The sequence below is a fragment of the Clostridium sp. CM027 genome (assembly GCF_024730565.1).
In the GTDB taxonomy this organism is placed as follows: Bacteria; Bacillota; Clostridia; order Clostridiales; family Clostridiaceae; genus Clostridium_AD; species Clostridium_AD estertheticum_B.
In genome coordinates, this window is the sequence record NZ_CP077725.1 from 1,090,298 (window position 1) to 1,110,526 (window position 20,229).

Below are 20,229 nucleotides of genomic sequence, written 5' to 3' on the forward strand. Positions count from 1 at the left end.
AATAATCTTGATTTCACAAGGTGCTTTCTAATGTTAATGGTTACTCACCTGTTATGTCACTCACCGAACAATTACTACATACTTTTTATTATTACCAGTTAATATATTCCTTAACCTCTGCTTTCTCCCCTAAAGTCACGTCTTTTAAAACCCATTCCTTAAACACTGGATATCCTGTTCTATCAACAATATACCCAATGTGTTCTTTTCCTCCTGGAGCATTTCCATCAATATACTTATCGATATATGAATATGTGTTTTTTATTATTTTGATTATATTTTCCTCGTCCACCCAAGTTATAAAATCTTGAGCCAGCCTAGGATTTTTCTTGCCAGTCCTACCCATTATCACAAGTTTATAATATTTCTCATAACTTCTGCTCCAGCAACTAGTCGGGCATTTACCTATGCATTCTCCACATCCAATACACTTGTCTTGGTTGCGTACTACTTTAAAGTTCTCCATTTTAAGTGCACCAGTAACTCTTTTTTTACAGTTAGTTACGCAAGATTTACAACTGATGCATCTATAAGATTCATATTGGGGCTCTGTCATTCCTATGATCCCAAAATCTTGTATTCTAGCCTTTATACAATCATTAGGACAACCTGTTAAAGCTACTTTCACATGATAGTCATTGGGAAATATTTCCTTTTCAATCCTTTTTGCAAAATCTGTAGTATTGTAATTTGCAAAAGGACAGACATTTGCCCCTATACAGGCTGACACATTTCTAGTACCTGCAGACAAGTATCCTGTATTTTCTGAAATCTGATTTATATCAAGGCCTTCTATAACTGATTGAATCATCTTATTAACTTCTGGTATTTTATCTATATCAATATTAGGTATTTCAAAACCCTGTCTTATAGTTATATGAATATTTCCATCTCCGTAAGTTTCTGCTACCCTTTGCAAAACTTCTAAATGTTTGGCTTCTATATGGCCACCAGGCACCCTTATTCTTATAGCTGTTTTACCTCTTTTTTTAGTTATTCTGTATGCATTTTTCTTCATCAACTTGGTATTTATATCCATTAAATTCTCCCCCTTAATCTACTAGATGAACTGCATCTAAATAGTTAAAAACAGGCCCATCTAAACATATATATGTATCATCAATTTTGCAGTGCCCACATTTCCCAACTCCACAACACATTTTTCGCTCATAAGATACCCATATATTTTTTTCTTTTACTCCTTTTTTTATAAATCCAGCTACTGTAAACTTAAGCATCATTGGTGGTCCTACTACAATAACCTGTACTTCATCCATATTCTGAACTTGAATATCTGCAATATATTTTGTTATGAGTCCTACAGTTCCAGTGTAGCCGTCATCAGCACTGTCTACAGTTAACGTTACACTGATACTCTTTTCCCAAACTTTGAAATTTTCTTTAAATAAGATGTCACTAGGCGACTTAAAACCTGCCATTAAATTAAAGCCCGTACATTCCTTTGGATTTTTAGCAAAATAATCTACTATCCCTTTTACTGGTGCCAGTCCAGTTCCCCCAGCAGCTACAATAACTTCTTTATTTTTATAAAGGTTAACATCAAATCCATTTCCATAAGGCCCTCTTAAAAACAAGGTTCCTCCTACAAAAAAGCTATGAATTACATCCGTAACAGTGCCGACACGTCTAATAGTAAAATCTACATAACCCTCACCTATCTCACTAACGGATATAGGTGATTCTCCAAATTTCGGTATGGATACTTCAAAAAATTGACCCGGCTTTACAACACCTTCGAACTCCATTCTAAATGTATAATCCGTTTCTGTATGCTTACTTATATTAAGTATCTTAGATTTAAAAGGCATGTATATATTTTTCATTTATTCCACCTCATCCATTGCTTTATTTAATTTGTTTACACAATTTGAGAAAGATATATATTCAGGGCATATATCATCACATCTACCACAACCTATACACATATGATATCCGGCTCTCTTTTTAAAATCATATACCTTGTGCATAATTTTGAATCTCATTCTGTCTTTTTTATCCTGTCTAAATCCATGTCCGCCTGCCATATCACTGTATCCGTCTACATGACAAGATGCCCAAACACGCCTTCTTTCTCCCACGTTTTTATTTTCTTTATAGAAAATGTCCTGCGTAGTAAAACAAGAACAAGTACCGCAGACAAAATTACACCTGCCACAAGCAATGCATCTTGAAGAATATTCATCCCACATCTTTGATTTAAAAATTCTTTGATCTAAGTTTTCAGGTATATTAACCTTTACTTCATTAGTCAAAACAAATTCAGGCTCTACCACGACGTTACTAGGTTTATCTATGTTAAAGTACTTCATCAGTTCCTCGGATTTACAATTCACAAAGACCTCATCATCTTGAATTTTAGTGTACATATCATAATCTTCTATCATATTCGATCCCATACTTGCGCAAAAACAATTTTCAAAACTTTCACTACAACCCATAAGTACAAATTTAATTTTATCTCTTAAAACCTTATAATAATAATCTTCATTTCCATTTTTAAGGTAAATTTCATCTAATCTCTTTATAGCATGAATATCACAACTTCTTAAGAATATTAATATTTTCTTCTCATCGCATTTTGGCTCTACGCAATCATTTTCAGTAAAGTAAAATAATGTTTGAGTAATTGGCAATGTTATTTCTTTAGGAGAAAAACTAGATTTTAAATCAAACTCTACTTCCCTTATACTCTTTATTTCCCTATACCTAACAGTATCTGTGTCCGCAAAAGTTCCTTTTCCCTTGAGCACTACTGGTGCATACACCTTATATTCATGTCGCAATGTTTCAAGATACTCATCAAACTTCTCTATTTTCAACTTAAAGCCCATAAATGCACACCTTCCATTATAATAAATTTTACCTATTCGCTAAATATTGTTAATTAATTAACTTCATTAGTTAGTTCCTATAAAAATTAAATTTATAACTAACTATGCATATTGTATTTTAAATCATAAAAAAAGTATGTGATTTTCATCACACACCTTTAAAGTATTTGCTTAACTTTTCTCTATTAACTATGAATTTTCTATATTTTATTCTAACCATATCCATGTTTTCAAGCTCTTTTACTGCCCTTGAAATAGTTTCGCGAGAGCTACCTAACATATCTGCTAAATAAGTTATGTTTATTTTAATATCTATTAAAACGCCATCTTCTGTTTCTACACCATAATCTTTAGATAGCTTCCAAAGCTTTGCGGCTACCCTTTTGTCCATTTTAGTAGGAACTGTGTTCTTAATTTGTCTATACACTCTTCTTATTTTTTTACTCATAGAGTTTAATATAATCTCTGTAAGCTTAAAATCCTGTTTCATAATATTTAATAAGTCTACTTTTGATATACTTATAATTTCACTATCTTCAAACCCTTCACAATTAATAGATGTCGTAAAATTGTCAAAATTGACCTCGTTTATAATCTCACCTTTGTTTAGGATATAGATAACCCTCTTTTGACCCTTTTCCGATACTCTGTACATAGTTACCTTTCCCTCTAGCACTATATATATATTATTTGTGATTTCTCTTTCAGCAAATAACATTTGTGATTTTTTCAATTTTTTTATTACAACACTCTCTCTTATTAAATCCAAAGTTTTATCCTCAACACATTTAAATAAAGGAAGGTCTTTTAATTGCCTAAGCGATATTTGTGTCATATTAACTTCTCCTTATGATTTCATTTTATAATCTCATTATAATAAAAATACTAATATTCTTATTATATAGCAATAAATTTTAAAATAAAACAAAAAAAGAAATTATACATTACTTACCTTTATTAATCCTAGCTTTAATAATATATATTTTTATTGTTTTATTTCTCTTTTGCTACGTACCAATATGCTGCTCCAATAAATACAGCTCCACCTACAAAGTTTCCTAGGGTAACCCAAATTAAGTTGTGCGCTAATCCTCCTATAGAAATCGCTGCGGTGTGAGGAATCATTAGTGCCGTTGTAAGCAAAGTCATATTCGCAACACTATGTTCGAACCCTATAGTTATAAATGCAAATAGGCACCAAAAAATCATTATAAGTTTAGCCGTTTCTTCCTTTAATTTAATAGCACACCATACGGCTAAACAGACTAACATATTACAAAGTAACCCTTTTAAAAATAATTCTATGCTTGGCGTTGCCATTTTCCCTTGTGATGTTTTTAAAATAAAAGTTGCTGTGCTACCCTTTGCAAGCCCAGAACCTACAAATATTGCTGCTAGCACTGCTGACCCTATAAAGTTTCCTATAAAACTGTATATCCAAATATTTATTGAATCAAGTAAAGGAACTTTCTTTTCTAGAGACCCTATGGTCATAATCATGTTATTTCCTGTAAAAAGTTCGGAGCCCGCCATTATTACAAGACTTAAGGCAATCCCAAAGGAAGCTCCCATAATAGTTTTCGTTGCCGGTGACTCAGCCGCTGCAAATGATCCTCCAATAGTAAATATCAATAAAATCCCAAATCCCACATAAGCACCAGCTAGGGCCGCTGCAGTGAGGTACCTCATTTTACTTTTCTTTAAAAGTTCAGATTTTTTTACCGCCGATATTGAAACTTTGTTAATTTCTTCACTAAACAAGACATACCACTTCCTTCTATAAAAGATACCCACATTATATCATTACAGAAAAAGAAAATATGTGACTAATATCACATATTTTCTAAAATTATTTTTTACCAACAATCTAACTTCCAGGACGTTAGTTATTAATAAAAAAGAGCACTTAAGGTAATCAATCCTTATGTGCTCTCATTTTAATATAAGATTATTTTTTAGGTCCTTTTTCTAAAATTTTTATTCCAAAATCAGGAAAATCAGTAAATAAACCATCTACATCAGCTTCAAAGTAGAATTTTTGCATTAACTCTTCTACACTAGTTACATATTTAGGGATTTCATCTTTTCTAAATGTATATGGATGAACAACAAGATTATGTTTATGTGCATCTTTTACTAAATTAGGATTAATAACTGGTTCTTTATCGTTCTTCCCATTTTCATCTATTATTTGTTGGTACCAAGGTCCAATACCATTTGCATATTCAGCTACTTTTGCTAGTCCTTCATCCGACATCATTTTTTTATAATTTGCCCCTGGACAATCTGCTTCTTCACCAATTAGCTGGACCATTTTCATTTTTGCGCCCATTTCTGTCCTAACTTTTCTTAAGTAAGTTGGATCAAAACATTGTAAATAAATTTTTGATTCAGGCGTATCATATCCATATTTTCTAAGAACTTTTAATACCACAGATCCAATATCTTGTCCATTATCTGTATGAAATTTAGGCTCTTTTAATTCAGGGTAAATTCCTTTTTCTTGACCTGTACTTTTATTCAGCCCTTGTACAAGTTGTATCATTTCTTCTAATGTTGGAACTTCAAAATGAGCACTATTTAAAGGAAATCTATCAGGGAAAACAGGATCCTTAGACCCTTCTTTTGTACGTTCGTGCACGTTAAGTGTTTTAATTTCTCCTAGCGTGAAATCAATTACATAGTAATGTCCATCGCTTCGTTTTCTATTTGGGTAACGCTTTGCTACATCTGTTGTCGTATCTAACATATTATCATGCATTATTACTGGAACACCATCTTTAGATAAACAAACATCACTCTCTATGTAATCTGCCCCTAGTCCATAAGCTAAAGCATAGGACTCTAAAGTATGTTCAGGTAAATATCCAGAAGCACCCCTATGTCCAATCACTATTTTATTGCTTTTATTTTTTGTTGAAACAGTTGTGGTATTACTTGCTACTGGAGGAGACTGTTTAGACTTCTGTCTACATCCTGCGAATAATCCTGCTGTTATGGTAAGTGTACATGCTAGAGCAATTAGTTTTTTTTCGTTCTTCATGTTATATCCCCCTTGTATAATCTAGTTATACGTTTTCAAATCTTGTAGATGTGATAACGTTTTCTGTTAGCTACCAAATTGATTATAACTAAACTAAACGAAGAATTCAAGAAAAAAACAGGAAATTTTCTAGCATTTTCATATTTTATCACTAACTTTAAATTAACAGCGTATTTTACATAAATGTAAAAACAAGTTACCCGACGAATATTTATGAGGGAAGAACAACTGAATTCGCTACATCATCCATTATTTTGCTTTGCATTAATTTGGTTATTATGGTAATATAACATTAAATAATTAAGGGCGGAGAAAAGAGAGCCTTAATGTATGGGTATTTCATACCTATTAATTAAGGTTCTCTTTTTATTCGCATTTAGGAGGTAAGATAATGTTTGACGTAACTATTATTGGCGCTGGTATTGTTGGATGCTCAGTATCAAGAGAACTATCTAAATATAATTTAAAAACATGTGTTATTGAAAAATCTAGTGATGTTGCTTCTGGTACAACAAAAGCAAATAGTGCAATAGTACATGCAGGGTATGATGCTAATCCAAGTACTATTAAGGGAAAATTAAACGCAAAAGGTAATGAAATGTATACAAAGCTTGCAAAGGAATTAGATTTCCCATTTAAGAGGAATGGATCATTGGTTCTGTGCTTCGACGAGAAACACATGAATGATCTTAAAGAATTACTAGAACAAGGCGAAAAAAATGGAGTACCTAATTTAGCTATTCTTGATGGAGATCAAGTTAGAGAAATGGAACCTAATGTAACATTGAGCTGTGTCGGTGCCTTATATGCTCCAACAGGAGGAATTGTTTGCCCATATGAAATGACTATTGCTATGGCTGAAAACGCATACACCAATGGCGTGGAATTTGAATTTGGAACTGAGGTCCTTAATATAGAAAAAAAACAAAGTTGTTACGTTATAAAAACTAATAAAGGCGACATTGAAACAAAAGTAGTAATAAATGCAGCCGGTTTATTTTCGGATGAAATTAATAATATGGTAAGCAATAATAAATTTAAAATACTTCCCAAGCTAGGAGAATATGTCTTATTTGATAAAGCTTGCGGAGATTTAGTTACAAAAACTATTTTTCAACTTCCAACTAAACTTGGAAAAGGAGTTTTAGTTACCCCTACTGTTGATGGTAACCTTCTAATTGGACCTAATGCTGTAGATCAAGATAACAAAGCTGATCTTAGTACAACTCGTGAAGGCATCGATGATATCGTTTTAAATGCTCAATTAAGTATCCAAATGCCACTTCCTATGAATATGGTTATAACTTCTTTTGCAGGGAATAGATCAAAATGCGAGGGAAATGATTTTATAATTGGGGAAGCAGAAGACGCTAAGAACTTTATTAATGTAGCAGCAATTGATTCTCCAGGTTTAACTAGTGCTCCAAGTATTGCTGCAATGGTAGCTGATATAGTAACAGAAAAATTAGCACCGCAGGAAAATGTAAAATTCAACCCTATACGAAAAGGTACAAGAAAATTTAGAGAAATGTCAAACGATGAGCGAAAAAAAATAATCAAGGAAATACCTGAATATGGAACAATTGTTTGTAGGTGTGAAACTGTAACAGAAGGTGAAATTATAGACTCTATAAGAAGACCTCTTGGAGCAAAAACACTTGATGGAGTTAAAAGAAGGACAAGAGCTGGAATGGGGAGATGCCAATCGGGCTTTTGTGCAACAAAAGTTGTAGATATTCTTTCAAGAGAACTTAATATACCACGATGCGCCATTACAAAATCAGGCGAAAATTCTATACTGCTCACTGGCAAAAATAAACAATCTTTATAAATTGGAGGAATATATATGCAAGAATATGATTTAATCATAATTGGTGGAGGTCCAGCAGGCCTTGCAGCTGCAGTTTCTGCAAAGGATCAAGGGATAAACAGCATTTTAATTATAGAAAGAGATAATCAATTAGGTGGTATTCTCAATCAATGTATTCATAATGGTTTTGGTCTTCACACCTTTAAAGAAGAACTTACTGGTCCTGAGTATTCACAACGGTTTATTGACAAGGTTATTGCACTTAATATCGAGTATAAACTAAATACCATGGTTCTAGATGTAAATGATAGTAAACAAGTTACTGCTGTAAATACAGAAGATGGTATATTGGAGCTTCAGGCAAAAGCAATTATACTTGCAATGGGATGCAGAGAAAGACCAAGAGGCGCTTTAAACATACCAGGTGCAAGATGCGCAGGTATTTATACAGCTGGAACAGCTCAAAAATATGTTAATGTTGAGGGTCTAATGCCAGGAAAAGAAGTAGTAATACTTGGTTCTGGAGATATCGGACTTATAATGGCAAGACGAATGACCCTCGAAGGTGCAAATGTAAAGGCTTGTGTAGAACTAATGCCTCATTCAAGTGGACTTAAGAGAAATATTGTACAATGCTTAGACGATTTTAATATTCCTTTAAAATTAAGCCACACTATAACAAATATACATGGGCATGATAGACTTTGCGGAGTTACTATAGCTCAAGTTGATGACCATAGAAAACCAATTAAGGGAACTGAGGAATACATTGCTTGTGATACATTACTTTTATCTGTTGGCCTTCTACCCGAAAATGAACTTTCTAGAAAAGCTAATGTTAAACTTTCCAGAGTTACTGGGGGTCCTGAGGTAGATGAAAGCATGCAGACGAGCATTTCTGGAATATTTACCTGTGGCAATGTGCTTCACGTTCATGATTTAGTAGATAATGTAACCACTGAAAGCTACACTGCTGGTAGAAATGCTTCTGATTACATAAAAGGAATTTACCATGCCGGAAAGAGTATTGAGATCTTCGCGACAGACGGAGTTAGGTATACAGTACCAAGTACTATCAATCCTGAAAATATCGATAACATAATAGATGTTAGATTTAGGGTTGGTGAGGTACATAAATCTGCTTATATATCTGTTTATTTTGATGATGTGCGCGAAATGCATTTAAAGAAAAAGATTCTTACACCAGGCGAAATGGAAAGCGTTAAATTAACTAAAGCAGTTTTTGATAAATATAGTAACTGTAAAAAGATTACCATAAAGGTAGAAAAGGAGTAGTTAACTATGAGTACAAGGGAATTAACATGCATAGGCTGTCCAATAGGTTGTGCTCTTGTGGTAGCGCTTGAGGGCAAAGAAGTTATTAGCGTTAAAGGAAATACCTGTAAGATTGGAGAAACCTACGGCAAGAAAGAATGCACTAATCCAACAAGAGTCGTTACATCCTCTGTTTTAGTTTCAGGTGGAGAAAATGAGATACTTCCTGTTAAAACTGAGAGAGATATTCCAAAGGACCTGATTTATGACTGCGTAAGAGCATTAAAAAATGTTATAGTAAAAGCTCCTATTTCTATAGGTGATGTGGTTCTAGAAAACGTACTTGACACAGGCGTAAATATTATAGCAACTAAGGATATTGGAGCTGCATAGTGGTATTAACTCAAGGCAGTTAGATGGAGGAAATTCACGGTATTAATAAATGTAATACCGTGTTTCTATAAAATTCAAGTAACCGATTATTAATAAAATTAAAAACGAAAGGATGATGAAAACGTGTGGAATTTATTTAATTTTTTAAAACCTGCTGCACCTATCGAGAGATTACCAAAAGAAAAAATTGACCCAGCTTACAAAAAATATCGTTTACAAGTATTTATAAGTATATATATTGGTTATATGGGTTATTACTTTGTTAGAAGTAACTTTTCATTAGCTAAGATGTATCTCATTCAAGAGGGCTTTACAAAAACACAACTTGGTTTTGTTGCATCTGCGCTAGGAATGGCTTATGGTGTCAGTAAATTTGTTATGGGTAACGTATCAGATCGATCCAATGCGAGGTATTTTTTAGGTATTGGTTTAATTTTGTCTGGTATTACAAATTTATTTTTCCCAATTACCTCAAGTCTTACAATAATGTTTATGTTGATGCTTGTGAATGGTTGGGTTCAAGGTATGGGTTGGCCACCATGTGGAAGAATCATGACCCACTGGTTTTCTGATAAAGAACGTGGAGTTAAAATGTCTATTTGGAATACCGCACATAATGTTGGTGGTGGATTTATAGCTACCATTGCTCTTATTGGTGTTCATATGTTCGGAGGCTGGAAAGGAATTTTCTATTTGCCAGGTATTATTGCAATCGTAATTGGAACTTTGTATATGGTTTTTGCAAAAGATACACCTCAATCTGTAGGACTTCCTCCTATAGAAGAATATAAAAATGATTACCCTGCTGTAAAAGTAGAAAATAGAGAAAAAGAAATGACTGGAAAAGAAATACTATTTAAATATGTACTCAATAATAAATATATATGGTTTATTGCTCTTGCAAATGTGTTTGTATATTTAGTACGATATGGTGTCATTAATTGGGCTCCATTATACTTACAAGAAGTAAAGGGTTTTAATATTAAAGAATCAGCGCTTGCATTTTCTTTATTTGAATATGCCGCAATTCCTGGCACTATACTCATCGGATGGATCAGTGATAAAATATTCCATGGTCGTCGTGCACCAGTAGGCGTAGCTTGCATGGTAGGTGTTACGGTTGGTGTGTTCGTTTATTGGCAATCTTCAAGTATTTTAGCAATAAATATTACCTTAGCTTTAATAGGTGCCTTAATATATGGACCGGTTATGCTTATTGGAGTAAGTGCCTTAGATCTAGTTCCTAAAAAAGCCGCTGGAACTGCTGCTGGATTTACAGGACTCTTTGGATATCTTGGTGGGCAAGTTGCAGCTGAAATTGTACTAGGAATGATTGTAGATAAATACAACTGGGATGGGGGATTCATGCTTCTTATGATTTCTGCTGTACTTGCTATTGTATTTCTATCTCTTACTTGGAACGTACATGATAGGTCAAAACCAGAATCTGAAGATATTACGGCGGTTTAAAATTAATATTGCTTGGCTATAAACATTTGAGCAATAGCAAATAAAATTAAATCTTACATAAAAAAACTATTGATTTAATTTATTTCTTGTATTATGCAATTAAGACTGCATTTGATTAAACTGACATCAGTTAAATTAAATGCAGTCTTTTGTTATGTAATCTTGCATTAACAAAATGCGAATACCATACTCATGTCGAAATAGGCAATTTTCCATAAGGGTATGAAAGTAAAATTTATTTAATAAAAGACGAAAAGTTATTATCTCTATAGATAATAACTTTTCTTATAATAATGTGGAGGACTAAATGAGGAACAAATATCCTTAAGGATGTAGATATGTTCTTTATAATTATATTAACAGTCACTGCTATTTTATGCACAAAAATATCTAAAACTAAATATATTTAATTTAAAGTTTTTATGTTTTCACCATTCGGCTAATTTCAATACAAAATCTGAGTTCAGAACTTCTTTTTATATTGTAAATATAAGAATTAACACTATTTATATTGAGGCTCTTGTTTTTGAATATATTTCTGTCTTCCCTTTAAAATGTCCATTGCAGAATCAAGTTGCTCTGCGATTTGTGTAAAATCATTTTTTGCTTGTTGATCCTCTGTTTCTAGAGAAAAAGTCTTCATTGTAGCAGAAGCGCTTTGCATTCCTGCAATTGCTTGTTGCATTTGAGTTCCTACAGTCATAGTTTTCACCTCCCTTCAAATATGTATTTAACCTTTGGGTTTAAATAGTATAGCGCCAATAAATCCAAAAACTATCGCAGCAGAAATCCCCGAACTTCCTGTCTTTAAAATGCCAGTAAATATCCCTATAAATCCTGTTTTTTCAGCATCAATTAGAGCCCCTGTTACTAGAGTATTCCCAAAGCTGCTTATAGGTACAAATGCCCCTGCACCGGCAAGTTTTACTAAAGGATCATATATACCTAGTCCTCCTAAAATTGCTCCAATTACAACTAGTGTACACGTAGTATGTGCAGGCGTAATCTTTAAAATATCCATTATAAGTTGTCCAATAACGCAAATTAGACCGCCTATTACAAATGCATAAATAAATTTTTCCATAAATAAACTCACACCTCTTTTTTACATTTCAATAGAAACTGCATGAGCAATGCAAGGTATGCTTTCCTTTTGTTGATAGGATATTGGAGACATTAGAGCACCAGTTGCAACTATTAATATTCTCTTTAATTCCCCTCTTCGCATACGGTTAAGAAAATGCCCATAAGTTACAGTAGCAGAACAGCCACAGCCACTACCTCCAGAAAAAACTGGTTGGTCCTTTTTATATATTAAAAGTCCACAGTCTGTAAATATATCTGATGGCATTTCTATACCATGGCTTTTTAATAAACTAATAGCGAGTTTATGCCCTACCTTGCCTAAATCACCAGTAGCAATAAGGTCATAATAGGAGGCATCAACATTTAAATCTCTAAAGTGTGCTTCAATTGTATCTACAGCCGCGGGTGCCATAGCTGCCCCCATGTTAAATGGATCTGAAATTCCCATATCTATTACTCTTCCTATTGTAGTCGAAGTAATCTTAGGTCCAAATCCTTCTTTGCCAAGCACCGCAGCTCCAGCCCCCGTTACTGTCCATTGGGCAGTAGGTGGTTTTTGTCCACCATACTCTGTAGGATATCTATATTGTTTTTCTGCAGCCGCATTATGGCTACTTGCAGATGCTATAACATATTTAGCTGACTTACTTTCTATCAATTGAGCGGCCATGGCTAACCCTTCCATGGAACTAGAACAAGCGCCAAAAATTCCTAAAAAAGGTATCCCTAATGTTCGCGCAGTAAAACTACTGGAAGTAATCTGATTCATCAAGTCTCCACTTATAAAAAAATTTATATCTTCTTTTTTTATACTTGATTTCTTTATCGCTCTTTCACAAGCATGTTCAAGAAGAACTCTTTCCGCCTTTTCATAACTATCCTGTCCAATCCATAAATCTTCATGAATTATATCAAAGTCATCAGCTAAGGCCCCATTACCTTCAAAAGGACCACCAACTGCCGCAGAACCTAATATTGTAGGTTTAGAATTGAAAATCCATGATTGATGTCCTTTAAGCATCTACATCACTCCCAACCATTTTATTGTGATTTTTATCGTAGCAACCACAAAAGCAGAAAAAACTCCATAAACAATGATTGCTCCAGCAAGCCTAAACATATTTCCAGCGACTCCAAGTACATATCCTTCGCTTCTATGCTCAATTGCAGCAGAAGCTATCGAATTAGCAAAACCTGTAATTGGAACAGCAGATCCAGCTCCAGCCCATTGGCCAATGCGGTCGTAAATCCCAAGTCCAGTAAGTAACGCTGAAACAAAGATTAAAACTACTGAAGTCGGACTAACTGCTGTTTTTTCATTAAAATTAAAGTAAGTGATAAAGAACACCTGTAAGCATTGACCAATGGTGCATATGATACCACCTACAAGGAATGCTTTAATACAATTTTTTAAAATAGGTCTTTTAGGTTCTATGCTTTTCACCAATTCACCGTATTGCAGTTGAGTTGGCGTTAGTTTTTTCTTTTTCATATTAGACATTATTTCACCTTCTAACGTAATAAATATGGTTTTATTTTTTTCATAACCTTTTCTAGATTTTCAGCATTTTTTAAGTACATAGATTTTGCTTCTTCAGTTTCTGTTTCTAAAGCAAAGGACATAAGGTCTGCCTGACTTTTTTGAATACTGGCATATAGCATTTCTTTAATTTGTGATTTTGGGACTTGAATCAAATCATCAAAAAGATCCAGATATAAATCTCCTGAAGAATCTACTTGACCAATAAAAACATTCTCAATTGCTACTCCTTTGTTTTCTAACTCAGTCTTAAGCCACCCTTTACTCAATCCAATATTGGTAAGACCTTCATTTAACATATTCCCGTCTAAAATAACTGTTTGTGATTCAGCCTTAGACGCAACTTTTATTCCTAAATCATATGAGGTAACAGGCTTTTTATCAGCTTTTAAACTAACATTGATATCTCCTGTTGTTTCCATAACAGCAAATTCAACATCGGCTAAATCAAATGCTTTTTTTGAACGTAATTCTTGTAGAAACTCTTGCCCCGTCATCCTTTCTTTAGCTAGATTATCTTCCATAATTTTACCGTTTTTAATTAATACCCTTTCTTTTCCATTTATTACATTGTAAATCCATTTACTTTTCATGGAGGAATAATCTAAAATAATAGGCATCAGTACCCAAACAGCTAGTGCAGTTAGTCCAAAATAAATATTCGTAATTATACCCAATGAAATTAAAGCAACTATAAGAGCAATAATTACATAAGAAATAAACTCAAAAGGCGTAACCTTAAATAAGTTTCTTTTTTTCATAAATCTTGTTAAAACCAATGTTAAAAAATATAAAATTATCGTGTTGAATAATATTGTTAACCAATTACTCATCATTTCACCTCACTTAGTCACCTTTGTATTGAGGCTCCTGAAACTCTATAGAGCCTACTCTTTTTTCCAAATCTATTTTAATTTTACCTATCTCTTCAAATGCCTCAGTATAAATAGCCCTAGCTTCTTTATTTCGTTCTTGCAATGAATATAATCTTAAAGTAGCTTCAGAACCTTTTAAAGTGGCTAATGTTTGCTTTACCTTAGAGCCAACAGTCATATGGACCTCCTTAATGCTTATCGATTCTTTTTCTCACGCAGTATAACTAACATGCTTTTATTAAAGTTTTATCTTTTTTATTATTCATATATCTTCTCCTATCTTCAATATTTTACTCATTAAACTTTAAATAGTTATATATTATTACTTACTTTTATTAAATTGACTATCTTTATGTTATTATGGCCAAAGTTTTCTTTGAACGATGAAAACAATTGGTATTTGAGATAGTAGAAGAGACAAGGTGGAAACAACATGATTTTAAAAATTTTAAAACACCATAACTGCAATAGTAGAAATTACAAGTGAAAAAGAAGTTAAAAATGAATTGAACAAGTATATTATGTCTCTAAAATATTCAAATAATATTATAGAAGATATTATATATATATATATAATATTATTGTTAAAGCTATAATCTACAATAAATTATGTGAAGCGAATAGATTAAATATAAAATTCTTATTTAATGTGGCCAATAATACACTAGAAAATAGTCTAAATGATTATGAAATTTCAGATATGCTAAATAATCTATTGGACAATTGTTAGCGGTAAACTAAAAGGGTGATATTTCGGCAAACAAAAAAGGAGAATAATTTCCAGTTAAGTACAATAATAATTCCTTCTCTGATACAATTAGAGATATATTTTACAGAGGGGGAATTTAAAATTGAAAGGATGGAATATGTTTAGTGAAATAAAACAATATAAAGCACTTGGATTTAATAAATCACAGGTTGAAAGAGCTCTAAATATAAATTACAAAACAGTTCAAAAGTATTGGGACATGGATCCTGGTGAATATGCTAAAGTCACTATTCAATCGAAGAATAGACATAAAAAAATTGATATCTACAAAGATGATATTTTAGAATGGATTACTGATTTCAGAGATATGTCAGCAGCACAAGTACTTGATTGGATAAAGGAAAGATATGGTGATGTAAAATTTAAAGAAAGGTCTTTAAGGCTTTATATTAGTAATTTAAGGAAAGAATACAATCTGCCTAAGGCTTCGCCAATAAGACAATTTGAGGAAGTACATGAACTTCCCATGGGCTACCAAGCTCAGGTTGATATGGGTCAAATATGGCTCAAAAGATTAAATGGAAACAAAGTAAAAGTGTATTGCTTTGCAATGGTTTTATCACATTCAAGGTATAAATACATACTTTGGACAGACAAACCATTTACTACCGCCTCTTTTATTGATGCTCATAATCGAGCTTTTGAATATCTTGGTGGTATGCCTATTGAAATAGTGTATGACCAAGATCGTGTGCTTGCAGTAGCCGAGAATTCTGGAGACATTATTTATACCGAAGGTTTTCAAAATTATATTAATACTATGAAATATAAAGTTAGGCTTTGTAGAGGTTTTGATCCTCAAAGTAAGGGGAAAATAGAATCTGTGGTAAAATACTCAAAATATAACTTTGCTATAAACAGAGTATTTATAGATGTTGATTCCTTTAATGAAGACTCATTCAAATGGCTAGATAGAACAGGCAATGGTAAAAAACATGAAATAACGAAAAAAATACCGGCAGAAGTGTTTGCTCTCGAAAAGAAACACTTGCTACCAGTACCTGAACTCTTTGAAAAAAATTCATCTAATACTAGTTTAACTTATGCTGTACGAAAAAACAATGTAATTTTGTATAAACAGAACAGGTATCAAGTGCCCAAAGGAACTTATAGCCCAGGTAAAGAACTTAAATTAATGATAAAAGGCTCCAAAATGAATATAGTTGATTTTGATACAGGTGTATTAATAGCAAGTCATCAAGTAAGCACAAGGCAGGGTGAACTTATAAAAATAATTCATCCCGAACGGGATATTCACAGTTCTATTGACCAAGTTTATGAAAGATTGTTTTTTGCTCTCGGTAAAACTGAAAATGCAAAAATGCTACTAGATGGCATAAAACGTGAAAAACCAAGATACTGCAAAGATCAATTTGGATCAATACTAAATATAGTACATTCATATGAAGCTTCGCTAATAGAACAAGCATTGAATTATTGTGTTATACGAAACTTGTGGAGTGCTGGAATGTTTAAAGAAACCCTTGAATATCTTGCGATACAGGATATTGCAAAAGTTGATAAAAAATCTGTAATTGATAAGTTATCTATACCATCAAAGTATAGAGGGTTAAAACCGGAAGTAAGAAGTATAAGTGACTATATTGATGCTTTGAAGGAGGACAAGCAATCATGGAGAAATTAGAATTAATCAAAGAGTATGCCAAAAATCTTAAGCTAAACTATTTAAATGTAGATGCAGATAAAATTATTGAAAAAGGCGAGTTAGGTAATGTTTCCTATCAAGACTTTCTGTTATCAATACTTAAAAATGAGGTTGGTTTGAAGGATCAGAAAACACAAGAAAAAAGACTTAAATATGCTGGCTTTCCAGTTAAAAAGACAATGGAGGAATTTGATTTTCTATTTCAAAAATCAATAACAAAGAAACAAATAAACAGACTCATGGAAATGGAATGGATAGATAGGATGTATAATCTTATATTTTTAGGCCCACCGGGCGTTGGGAAGTCTCACACAGCTATTGCCTTGGGTTATAAAGCCGTTGAGGCAGGTTATAAGGTAAGTTTTGTAACTATGGATAATCTGATGCATGTTTTGAAAACTCAGCAGATATCAAGAAAAAGCAAAGGTAAACTAAATAGAATCCTTTCTTCAAGTCTCGTTATAATTGATGAGGTCGGATATCTTCCTATAACTAGAGATGAGGCTAATTTGTTCTTTCAATTAATATCATCCCTTCATGAACAGGCATCACTAATTATAACTTCTAACAAAGGATTCGAAGAATGGGTAGAACTTTTAGGAGACCCAGCATTAACAACAGCTGTATTAGATAGAATATCTTATAGGTGCGAACTTTTTAACATGATTGGAAAGAGCTATAGATTGGAGCACAGAAAATCTATATTCTAGCAGTTAAATGGTAAAAATATACTGGGATAAATTCAGTAAAATAGTTTGCCGAAATTTCTCCAAAAGTACTTGCCAATAACAACAATGCTTTTCAAGCTGTCATAAATAGTACTAAGGATAAGGTCTTTATATTAAATATATGTGAAGAAGAAAATTCTAATATTGTAGAAGTTAAAAATAGCGGAATAACAGTAAAGTTTGATAATATAGAAAAAATATTTGAAAGAGGTCTTTCTACTAAAGAAGGGGTTAATAGAGGATATGGACTTTACAATATAAAAGAAATAGCTGAAAAAAAAGGCAGTGATGTTCAGCTATTCTTTGAAGACAATTATACTGTTTTTAAAATATTGTTCAAACAAATTATTAGGGGGGAGTAAGTTTTCAAAAAAAATCAAAGCAAGTAGCTGAGTTATGTAGAGTCATAGAAGTTAATTTTGTTACATATCTTCTATGGAAATAGCTCTGACTGGTGAACCATCAGCATTTTTATTTTTAAGTGGCATAATACTTAAGATAAAATACTCACTGCTGATGGAATCTAAATTCACTAGGTTCTCAATAATTATAATGTTCTTTGGCATTAATATTTTATGAACTGCAAATGTGGTTGAGTTTATATCATCAATTGAAATTGCATCAATACCAATACCCTTTAAATTAAATTTCGACAACCAATTGGCTGATTCTTCACTTAAAGAAGGAAAATCCTCAAAGTATTTTTTATAACCCCAGTATTTACTCCATCCTGTTTTTATTATAATGAACTCAACATTTTTTATCTTTTCCTCATAGGACCTTAGGCTATCAACATCTATTAGTTTCATATTTTTATTTGAAAAATCAAGAATAGTAGCATTTCCAATAAAATGTTCTATATCTAAATCATTTAAATAAGGACCATCACTGAGCATATGTGCAGGTGCATCTATATGTGTGCCTGTATGTGAGTGCATAGTGATTTTAGCCTCTTGAAACCCATCCTTTTCCAAAGTATTTGACTTTTCAAAAATCGGTTTCTCAGTTCCTGGAAAAACTGGCATGTCGGAACAAATAATATGTGTTAGATCAGTGACTTTCATAATAGCCCTCCCATAATATCTATGTCGTTAAATCAGCTTCGATGCTGTTAAACTCTTTTAACCACAGCTTTCCTAACAAGCAAATAAACAAAAACCATTGTTATTATAAATAAACATATGAATGTTAATACAGCCATATAAGAGTTTCTCGTGCTTATCCCAAGTATCTTATCAATAAAAATCATTTCCTTTTCTCCAAGGTTAGGATTATTGCATGAAGCTCTTCCATATATAGTAATAGGTATTAAAGAAACTAAAATTTTCATTATTTTATTACACTTATAATATATCATAGTTATTAATAATCCTATTGCAAACGCTACAATGTAACCAGCAAATAAAAATATAACTGTCCCAAATAGTGTTTGCATGCTATTGCTTTGTATCCATACTGTACCTACACGATAAGACTCGTTATAGACCATATCATACATTGTTGGACTTACCATAAATATATTATACACTCTATTTATTATGACATCCAATATTGACATAGCGAGTCCTATTGATAAAATAGCTATTGCTGCAGCTTTAAAATAATCTACCCTAGTAATATTATTAGCTTGGGCAAAATGAAAATTTTCTTTAAAAAAGTTTAACCCTATCACAAATAAAAATACTACAGATGAAAATTCTAATCCTTTTGTATAACCACTTCCTCCATTTGAAAATTTGTTTGTCATTTCTATACATGTTAATGCACCTATGAAAATAGTGTAATAAATTATTATTGGTTTTAGGCTGCTTTTAATATTGTATTTAGCAAGTTTAAAACTTGTCATTATTTTACCCTCCCGTCAGTAGTCAAATTAATAAATAGTTTTTGTAGTTCAACCTTTGAAACTTCTAAATCTAGCTTTTTCTGTTGCCTTTTTTCATCATCTGCATTTTTTCCTATTATAATAGCTGATTTAAAAGATGCTATTCCATCTACACTTACACAATTTTTATCTTCAATATAAGCATCTATATTTTTATTTAATCCAGAAACGCAGTAGCACCCTTTTAATAGTTCTTCTACACTTTCGTCCTTAATTAATTTCCCATCTTTAATAATAACTACCCGCTCTATTAATTGTGCAACTTCTTCTATAATATGAGTAGATAATACAATAGTCTTAGGATTTTCTATATAACTTTCCATAAGTTCTTTATAAAACATCTCTCTATGATTAGCATCTAATCCTAAAACTGGCTCGTCGAACATTAATATTTCGGCACCTGATGCCATGGTATTTATAATTTTACATATGGAGGAATACCCAGTTGAAAGTTCCTTAATCCTTTTATTTATATTTAGTTCAAACTTTTTACAAAGCTCTAATGCATATGACCTATCAAAGTTTGGATAAAATTCTTTAGTCCAATTAAATAGCTCTTTTACTTTCATAGACTGTGGATATAAGTTTTGCTCTGTCATAAAATGAATTTTCCCTAGACCATTTCCATCCGAGGGCGAGCTATTATTATCTATAGAAATAGTCCCCTCATTCAAGAAAATTCTTTTGTTTATAACGTTTAAAAGAGTTGTCTTACCTGCACCATTTCTTCCTAATAATCCATAAATTTTATTTTCTTCTAATGTTAATGTAATATTATCTAATGCAAAGGTATCCCCATATTTCTTACTTGCATTTAAAACCTTTATTGTGCCCATA

Annotated in this window: 22 protein-coding genes; 7 read left to right on the forward strand and 15 right to left on the reverse strand. The window is 32.4% G+C overall.

Annotated features, from left to right (window positions below; genetic code table 11):
• Window positions 1-91: 91 nt before the first annotated feature.
• The 6 genes from asrC to glpQ form a co-directional block, all read right to left on the reverse strand.
• A complete protein-coding gene (gene asrC, locus KTC92_RS05275; protein ID WP_220286900.1) occupies window positions 92-1,039 on the reverse strand; it encodes a sulfite reductase subunit C in 948 nt (315 codons plus the stop codon).
• A 13-nt stretch (window positions 1,040-1,052) separates the two neighbouring features.
• Complete coding sequence (asrB, locus tag KTC92_RS05280) at window positions 1,053-1,844, reverse strand: anaerobic sulfite reductase subunit AsrB (RefSeq protein ID WP_220286901.1); 792 nt, start codon at window positions 1,842-1,844, stop codon at window positions 1,053-1,055.
• On the reverse strand, window positions 1,845-2,852 hold the full coding sequence (gene asrA / locus KTC92_RS05285; protein ID WP_216304376.1) for an anaerobic sulfite reductase subunit AsrA: 1,008 nt from the start codon (window positions 2,850-2,852) through the stop codon (window positions 1,845-1,847).
• 148 nt (window positions 2,853-3,000) lie between these two features.
• On the reverse strand, window positions 3,001-3,687 hold the full coding sequence (locus KTC92_RS05290; protein ID WP_220286902.1) for a Crp/Fnr family transcriptional regulator: 687 nt from the start codon (window positions 3,685-3,687) through the stop codon (window positions 3,001-3,003).
• Between the two features lie 158 nt (window positions 3,688-3,845).
• Complete coding sequence (locus KTC92_RS05295) at window positions 3,846-4,613, reverse strand: formate/nitrite transporter family protein (protein ID WP_216304374.1); 768 nt, start codon at window positions 4,611-4,613, stop codon at window positions 3,846-3,848.
• Between the two features lie 187 nt (window positions 4,614-4,800).
• Window positions 4,801-5,895, reverse strand: a complete 1,095-nt coding sequence (gene glpQ, locus KTC92_RS05300) for a glycerophosphodiester phosphodiesterase (RefSeq protein WP_165414443.1) — start codon at window positions 5,893-5,895, stop codon at window positions 4,801-4,803.
• Window positions 5,896-6,286: 391 nt separating this feature from the next.
• Here glpQ and KTC92_RS05305 point away from each other — a divergent pair, with 391 nt between their 5' ends.
• The 4 genes from KTC92_RS05305 (at window position 6,287) to glpT (ending at window position 10,843) form a co-directional block, all read left to right on the forward strand.
• Window positions 6,287-7,726, forward strand: coding sequence for an NAD(P)/FAD-dependent oxidoreductase (locus KTC92_RS05305; protein ID WP_258280700.1), 1,440 nt, complete (start codon window positions 6,287-6,289; stop codon window positions 7,724-7,726).
• Between the two features lie 15 nt (window positions 7,727-7,741).
• Window positions 7,742-9,001, forward strand: a complete 1,260-nt coding sequence (locus KTC92_RS05310; RefSeq protein WP_258280701.1) for an NAD(P)/FAD-dependent oxidoreductase — start codon at window positions 7,742-7,744, stop codon at window positions 8,999-9,001.
• 6 nt (window positions 9,002-9,007) lie between these two features.
• Window positions 9,008-9,373, forward strand: coding sequence for a DUF1667 domain-containing protein (locus KTC92_RS05315; protein WP_220287838.1), 366 nt, complete (start codon window positions 9,008-9,010; stop codon window positions 9,371-9,373).
• 123 nt (window positions 9,374-9,496) lie between these two features.
• A complete protein-coding gene (gene glpT, locus KTC92_RS05320; RefSeq protein ID WP_216304554.1) occupies window positions 9,497-10,843 on the forward strand; it encodes a glycerol-3-phosphate transporter in 1,347 nt (448 codons plus the stop codon).
• 502 nt (window positions 10,844-11,345) lie between these two features.
• On the opposite strand, the gene KTC92_RS05325 is transcribed toward glpT, so the two are convergent.
• The 6 genes from KTC92_RS05325 to KTC92_RS05350 are packed head-to-tail and all read right to left on the reverse strand — an operon-like array spanning window position 11,346 to window position 14,522.
• Window positions 11,346-11,546 carry a DUF1657 domain-containing protein gene (locus KTC92_RS05325; protein ID WP_165414803.1) on the reverse strand — a complete coding sequence of 67 codons (201 nt, stop codon included), beginning with the start codon at window positions 11,544-11,546 and terminating at the stop codon, window positions 11,346-11,348.
• A 27-nt stretch (window positions 11,547-11,573) separates the two neighbouring features.
• Complete coding sequence (gene spoVAE, locus KTC92_RS05330) at window positions 11,574-11,927, reverse strand: stage V sporulation protein AE (protein WP_220287831.1); 354 nt, start codon at window positions 11,925-11,927, stop codon at window positions 11,574-11,576.
• Between the two features lie 21 nt (window positions 11,928-11,948).
• Window positions 11,949-12,950: a stage V sporulation protein AD gene (spoVAD, locus tag KTC92_RS05335; RefSeq protein ID WP_220287833.1), complete on the reverse strand. Its 1,002-nt coding sequence runs from the start codon at window positions 12,948-12,950 to the stop codon at window positions 11,949-11,951.
• Entirely contained in the window at window positions 12,951-13,430 is a 480-nt protein-coding gene (spoVAC, locus tag KTC92_RS05340; protein ID WP_165414806.1) for a stage V sporulation protein AC, read from the reverse strand. It lies immediately after the preceding gene.
• An 11-nt stretch (window positions 13,431-13,441) separates the two neighbouring features.
• The gene (locus KTC92_RS05345) at window positions 13,442-14,302 is read right to left on the reverse strand and encodes a DUF421 domain-containing protein (protein WP_220287836.1); all 861 of its coding nucleotides are present in this window, start codon (window positions 14,300-14,302) and stop codon (window positions 13,442-13,444) included.
• A 13-nt stretch (window positions 14,303-14,315) separates the two neighbouring features.
• Window positions 14,316-14,522 (reverse strand): DUF1657 domain-containing protein, encoded by a 207-nt coding sequence (locus KTC92_RS05350; RefSeq protein ID WP_216304559.1) that lies wholly within the window; start codon window positions 14,520-14,522, stop codon window positions 14,316-14,318.
• 673 nt (window positions 14,523-15,195) lie between these two features.
• Between KTC92_RS05350 and istA the strand changes: the two genes are divergently transcribed.
• The 3 genes from istA to KTC92_RS18635 are packed head-to-tail and all read left to right on the forward strand — an operon-like array spanning window position 15,196 to window position 17,869.
• Entirely contained in the window at window positions 15,196-16,758 is a 1,563-nt protein-coding gene (istA, locus tag KTC92_RS05355) for an IS21 family transposase (RefSeq protein WP_258280587.1), read from the forward strand.
• The gene (gene istB / locus KTC92_RS05360; protein WP_258280588.1) at window positions 16,746-17,489 is read left to right on the forward strand and encodes an IS21-like element helper ATPase IstB; all 744 of its coding nucleotides are present in this window, start codon (window positions 16,746-16,748) and stop codon (window positions 17,487-17,489) included. The genes istA and istB overlap by 13 nt, the downstream gene beginning before the upstream one ends.
• A 53-nt stretch (window positions 17,490-17,542) precedes the next feature.
• Entirely contained in the window at window positions 17,543-17,869 is a 327-nt protein-coding gene (locus tag KTC92_RS18635) for a GHKL domain-containing protein (RefSeq protein WP_220287856.1), read from the forward strand.
• Window positions 17,870-17,929: 60 nt separating this feature from the next.
• Here the strand turns inward: KTC92_RS18635 and KTC92_RS05365 are convergent, their stop codons facing one another.
• Genes KTC92_RS05365 through KTC92_RS05375 form a run of 3 tightly spaced genes read right to left on the reverse strand, consistent with a single transcriptional unit; the run spans window position 17,930 to window position 20,228 of the window.
• Window positions 17,930-18,571, reverse strand: a complete 642-nt coding sequence (locus tag KTC92_RS05365) for a cyclase family protein (RefSeq protein WP_220287855.1) — start codon at window positions 18,569-18,571, stop codon at window positions 17,930-17,932.
• A 47-nt stretch (window positions 18,572-18,618) separates the two neighbouring features.
• Window positions 18,619-19,353, reverse strand: coding sequence for a hypothetical protein (locus tag KTC92_RS05370; protein ID WP_220287853.1), 735 nt, complete (start codon window positions 19,351-19,353; stop codon window positions 18,619-18,621).
• Window positions 19,353-20,228, reverse strand: coding sequence for an ABC transporter ATP-binding protein (locus KTC92_RS05375; protein WP_220287851.1), 876 nt, complete (start codon window positions 20,226-20,228; stop codon window positions 19,353-19,355). The genes KTC92_RS05370 and KTC92_RS05375 overlap by 1 nt, the downstream gene beginning before the upstream one ends.
• Between the last annotated feature and the right edge of the window lies 1 nt (window position 20,229).

What these genes read in the sequence shown, in the direction of transcription:
- KTC92_RS05345 (WP_220287836.1), bottom strand. Translation starts at nt 14,302, where the DNA reads ATGAGTAATTGGTTAACAATATTATTCAACACGATAATTTTATATTTT.
- KTC92_RS05350 (WP_216304559.1), bottom strand. Translation starts at nt 14,522, where the DNA reads ATGACTGTTGGCTCTAAGGTAAAGCAAACATTAGCCACTTTAAAAGGT.
- KTC92_RS05370 (WP_220287853.1), bottom strand. Translation starts at nt 19,353, where the DNA reads ATGACAAGTTTTAAACTTGCTAAATACAATATTAAAAGCAGCCTAAAA.
- spoVAD (WP_220287833.1), bottom strand. Translation starts at nt 12,950, where the DNA reads ATGCTTAAAGGACATCAATCATGGATTTTCAATTCTAAACCTACAATA.
- KTC92_RS05290 (WP_220286902.1), bottom strand. Translation starts at nt 3,687, where the DNA reads ATGACACAAATATCGCTTAGGCAATTAAAAGACCTTCCTTTATTTAAA.
- KTC92_RS05325 (WP_165414803.1), bottom strand. Translation starts at nt 11,546, where the DNA reads ATGACTGTAGGAACTCAAATGCAACAAGCAATTGCAGGAATGCAAAGC.
- glpQ (WP_165414443.1), bottom strand. Translation starts at nt 5,895, where the DNA reads ATGAAGAACGAAAAAAAACTAATTGCTCTAGCATGTACACTTACCATA.
- spoVAC (WP_165414806.1), bottom strand. Translation starts at nt 13,430, where the DNA reads ATGTCTAATATGAAAAAGAAAAAACTAACGCCAACTCAACTGCAATAC.
- asrB (WP_220286901.1), bottom strand. Translation starts at nt 1,844, where the DNA reads ATGAAAAATATATACATGCCTTTTAAATCTAAGATACTTAATATAAGT.
- istB (WP_258280588.1), top strand. Translation starts at nt 16,746, where the DNA reads ATGGAGAAATTAGAATTAATCAAAGAGTATGCCAAAAATCTTAAGCTA.
- KTC92_RS05310 (WP_258280701.1), top strand. Translation starts at nt 7,742, where the DNA reads ATGCAAGAATATGATTTAATCATAATTGGTGGAGGTCCAGCAGGCCTT.
- KTC92_RS05305 (WP_258280700.1), top strand. Translation starts at nt 6,287, where the DNA reads ATGTTTGACGTAACTATTATTGGCGCTGGTATTGTTGGATGCTCAGTA.
- KTC92_RS05365 (WP_220287855.1), bottom strand. Translation starts at nt 18,571, where the DNA reads ATGAAAGTCACTGATCTAACACATATTATTTGTTCCGACATGCCAGTT.
- KTC92_RS05375 (WP_220287851.1), bottom strand. Translation starts at nt 20,228, where the DNA reads ATGGGCACAATAAAGGTTTTAAATGCAAGTAAGAAATATGGGGATACC.
- KTC92_RS05315 (WP_220287838.1), top strand. Translation starts at nt 9,008, where the DNA reads ATGAGTACAAGGGAATTAACATGCATAGGCTGTCCAATAGGTTGTGCT.
- spoVAE (WP_220287831.1), bottom strand. Translation starts at nt 11,927, where the DNA reads ATGGAAAAATTTATTTATGCATTTGTAATAGGCGGTCTAATTTGCGTT.
- asrC (WP_220286900.1), bottom strand. Translation starts at nt 1,039, where the DNA reads ATGGATATAAATACCAAGTTGATGAAGAAAAATGCATACAGAATAACT.
- asrA (WP_216304376.1), bottom strand. Translation starts at nt 2,852, where the DNA reads ATGGGCTTTAAGTTGAAAATAGAGAAGTTTGATGAGTATCTTGAAACA.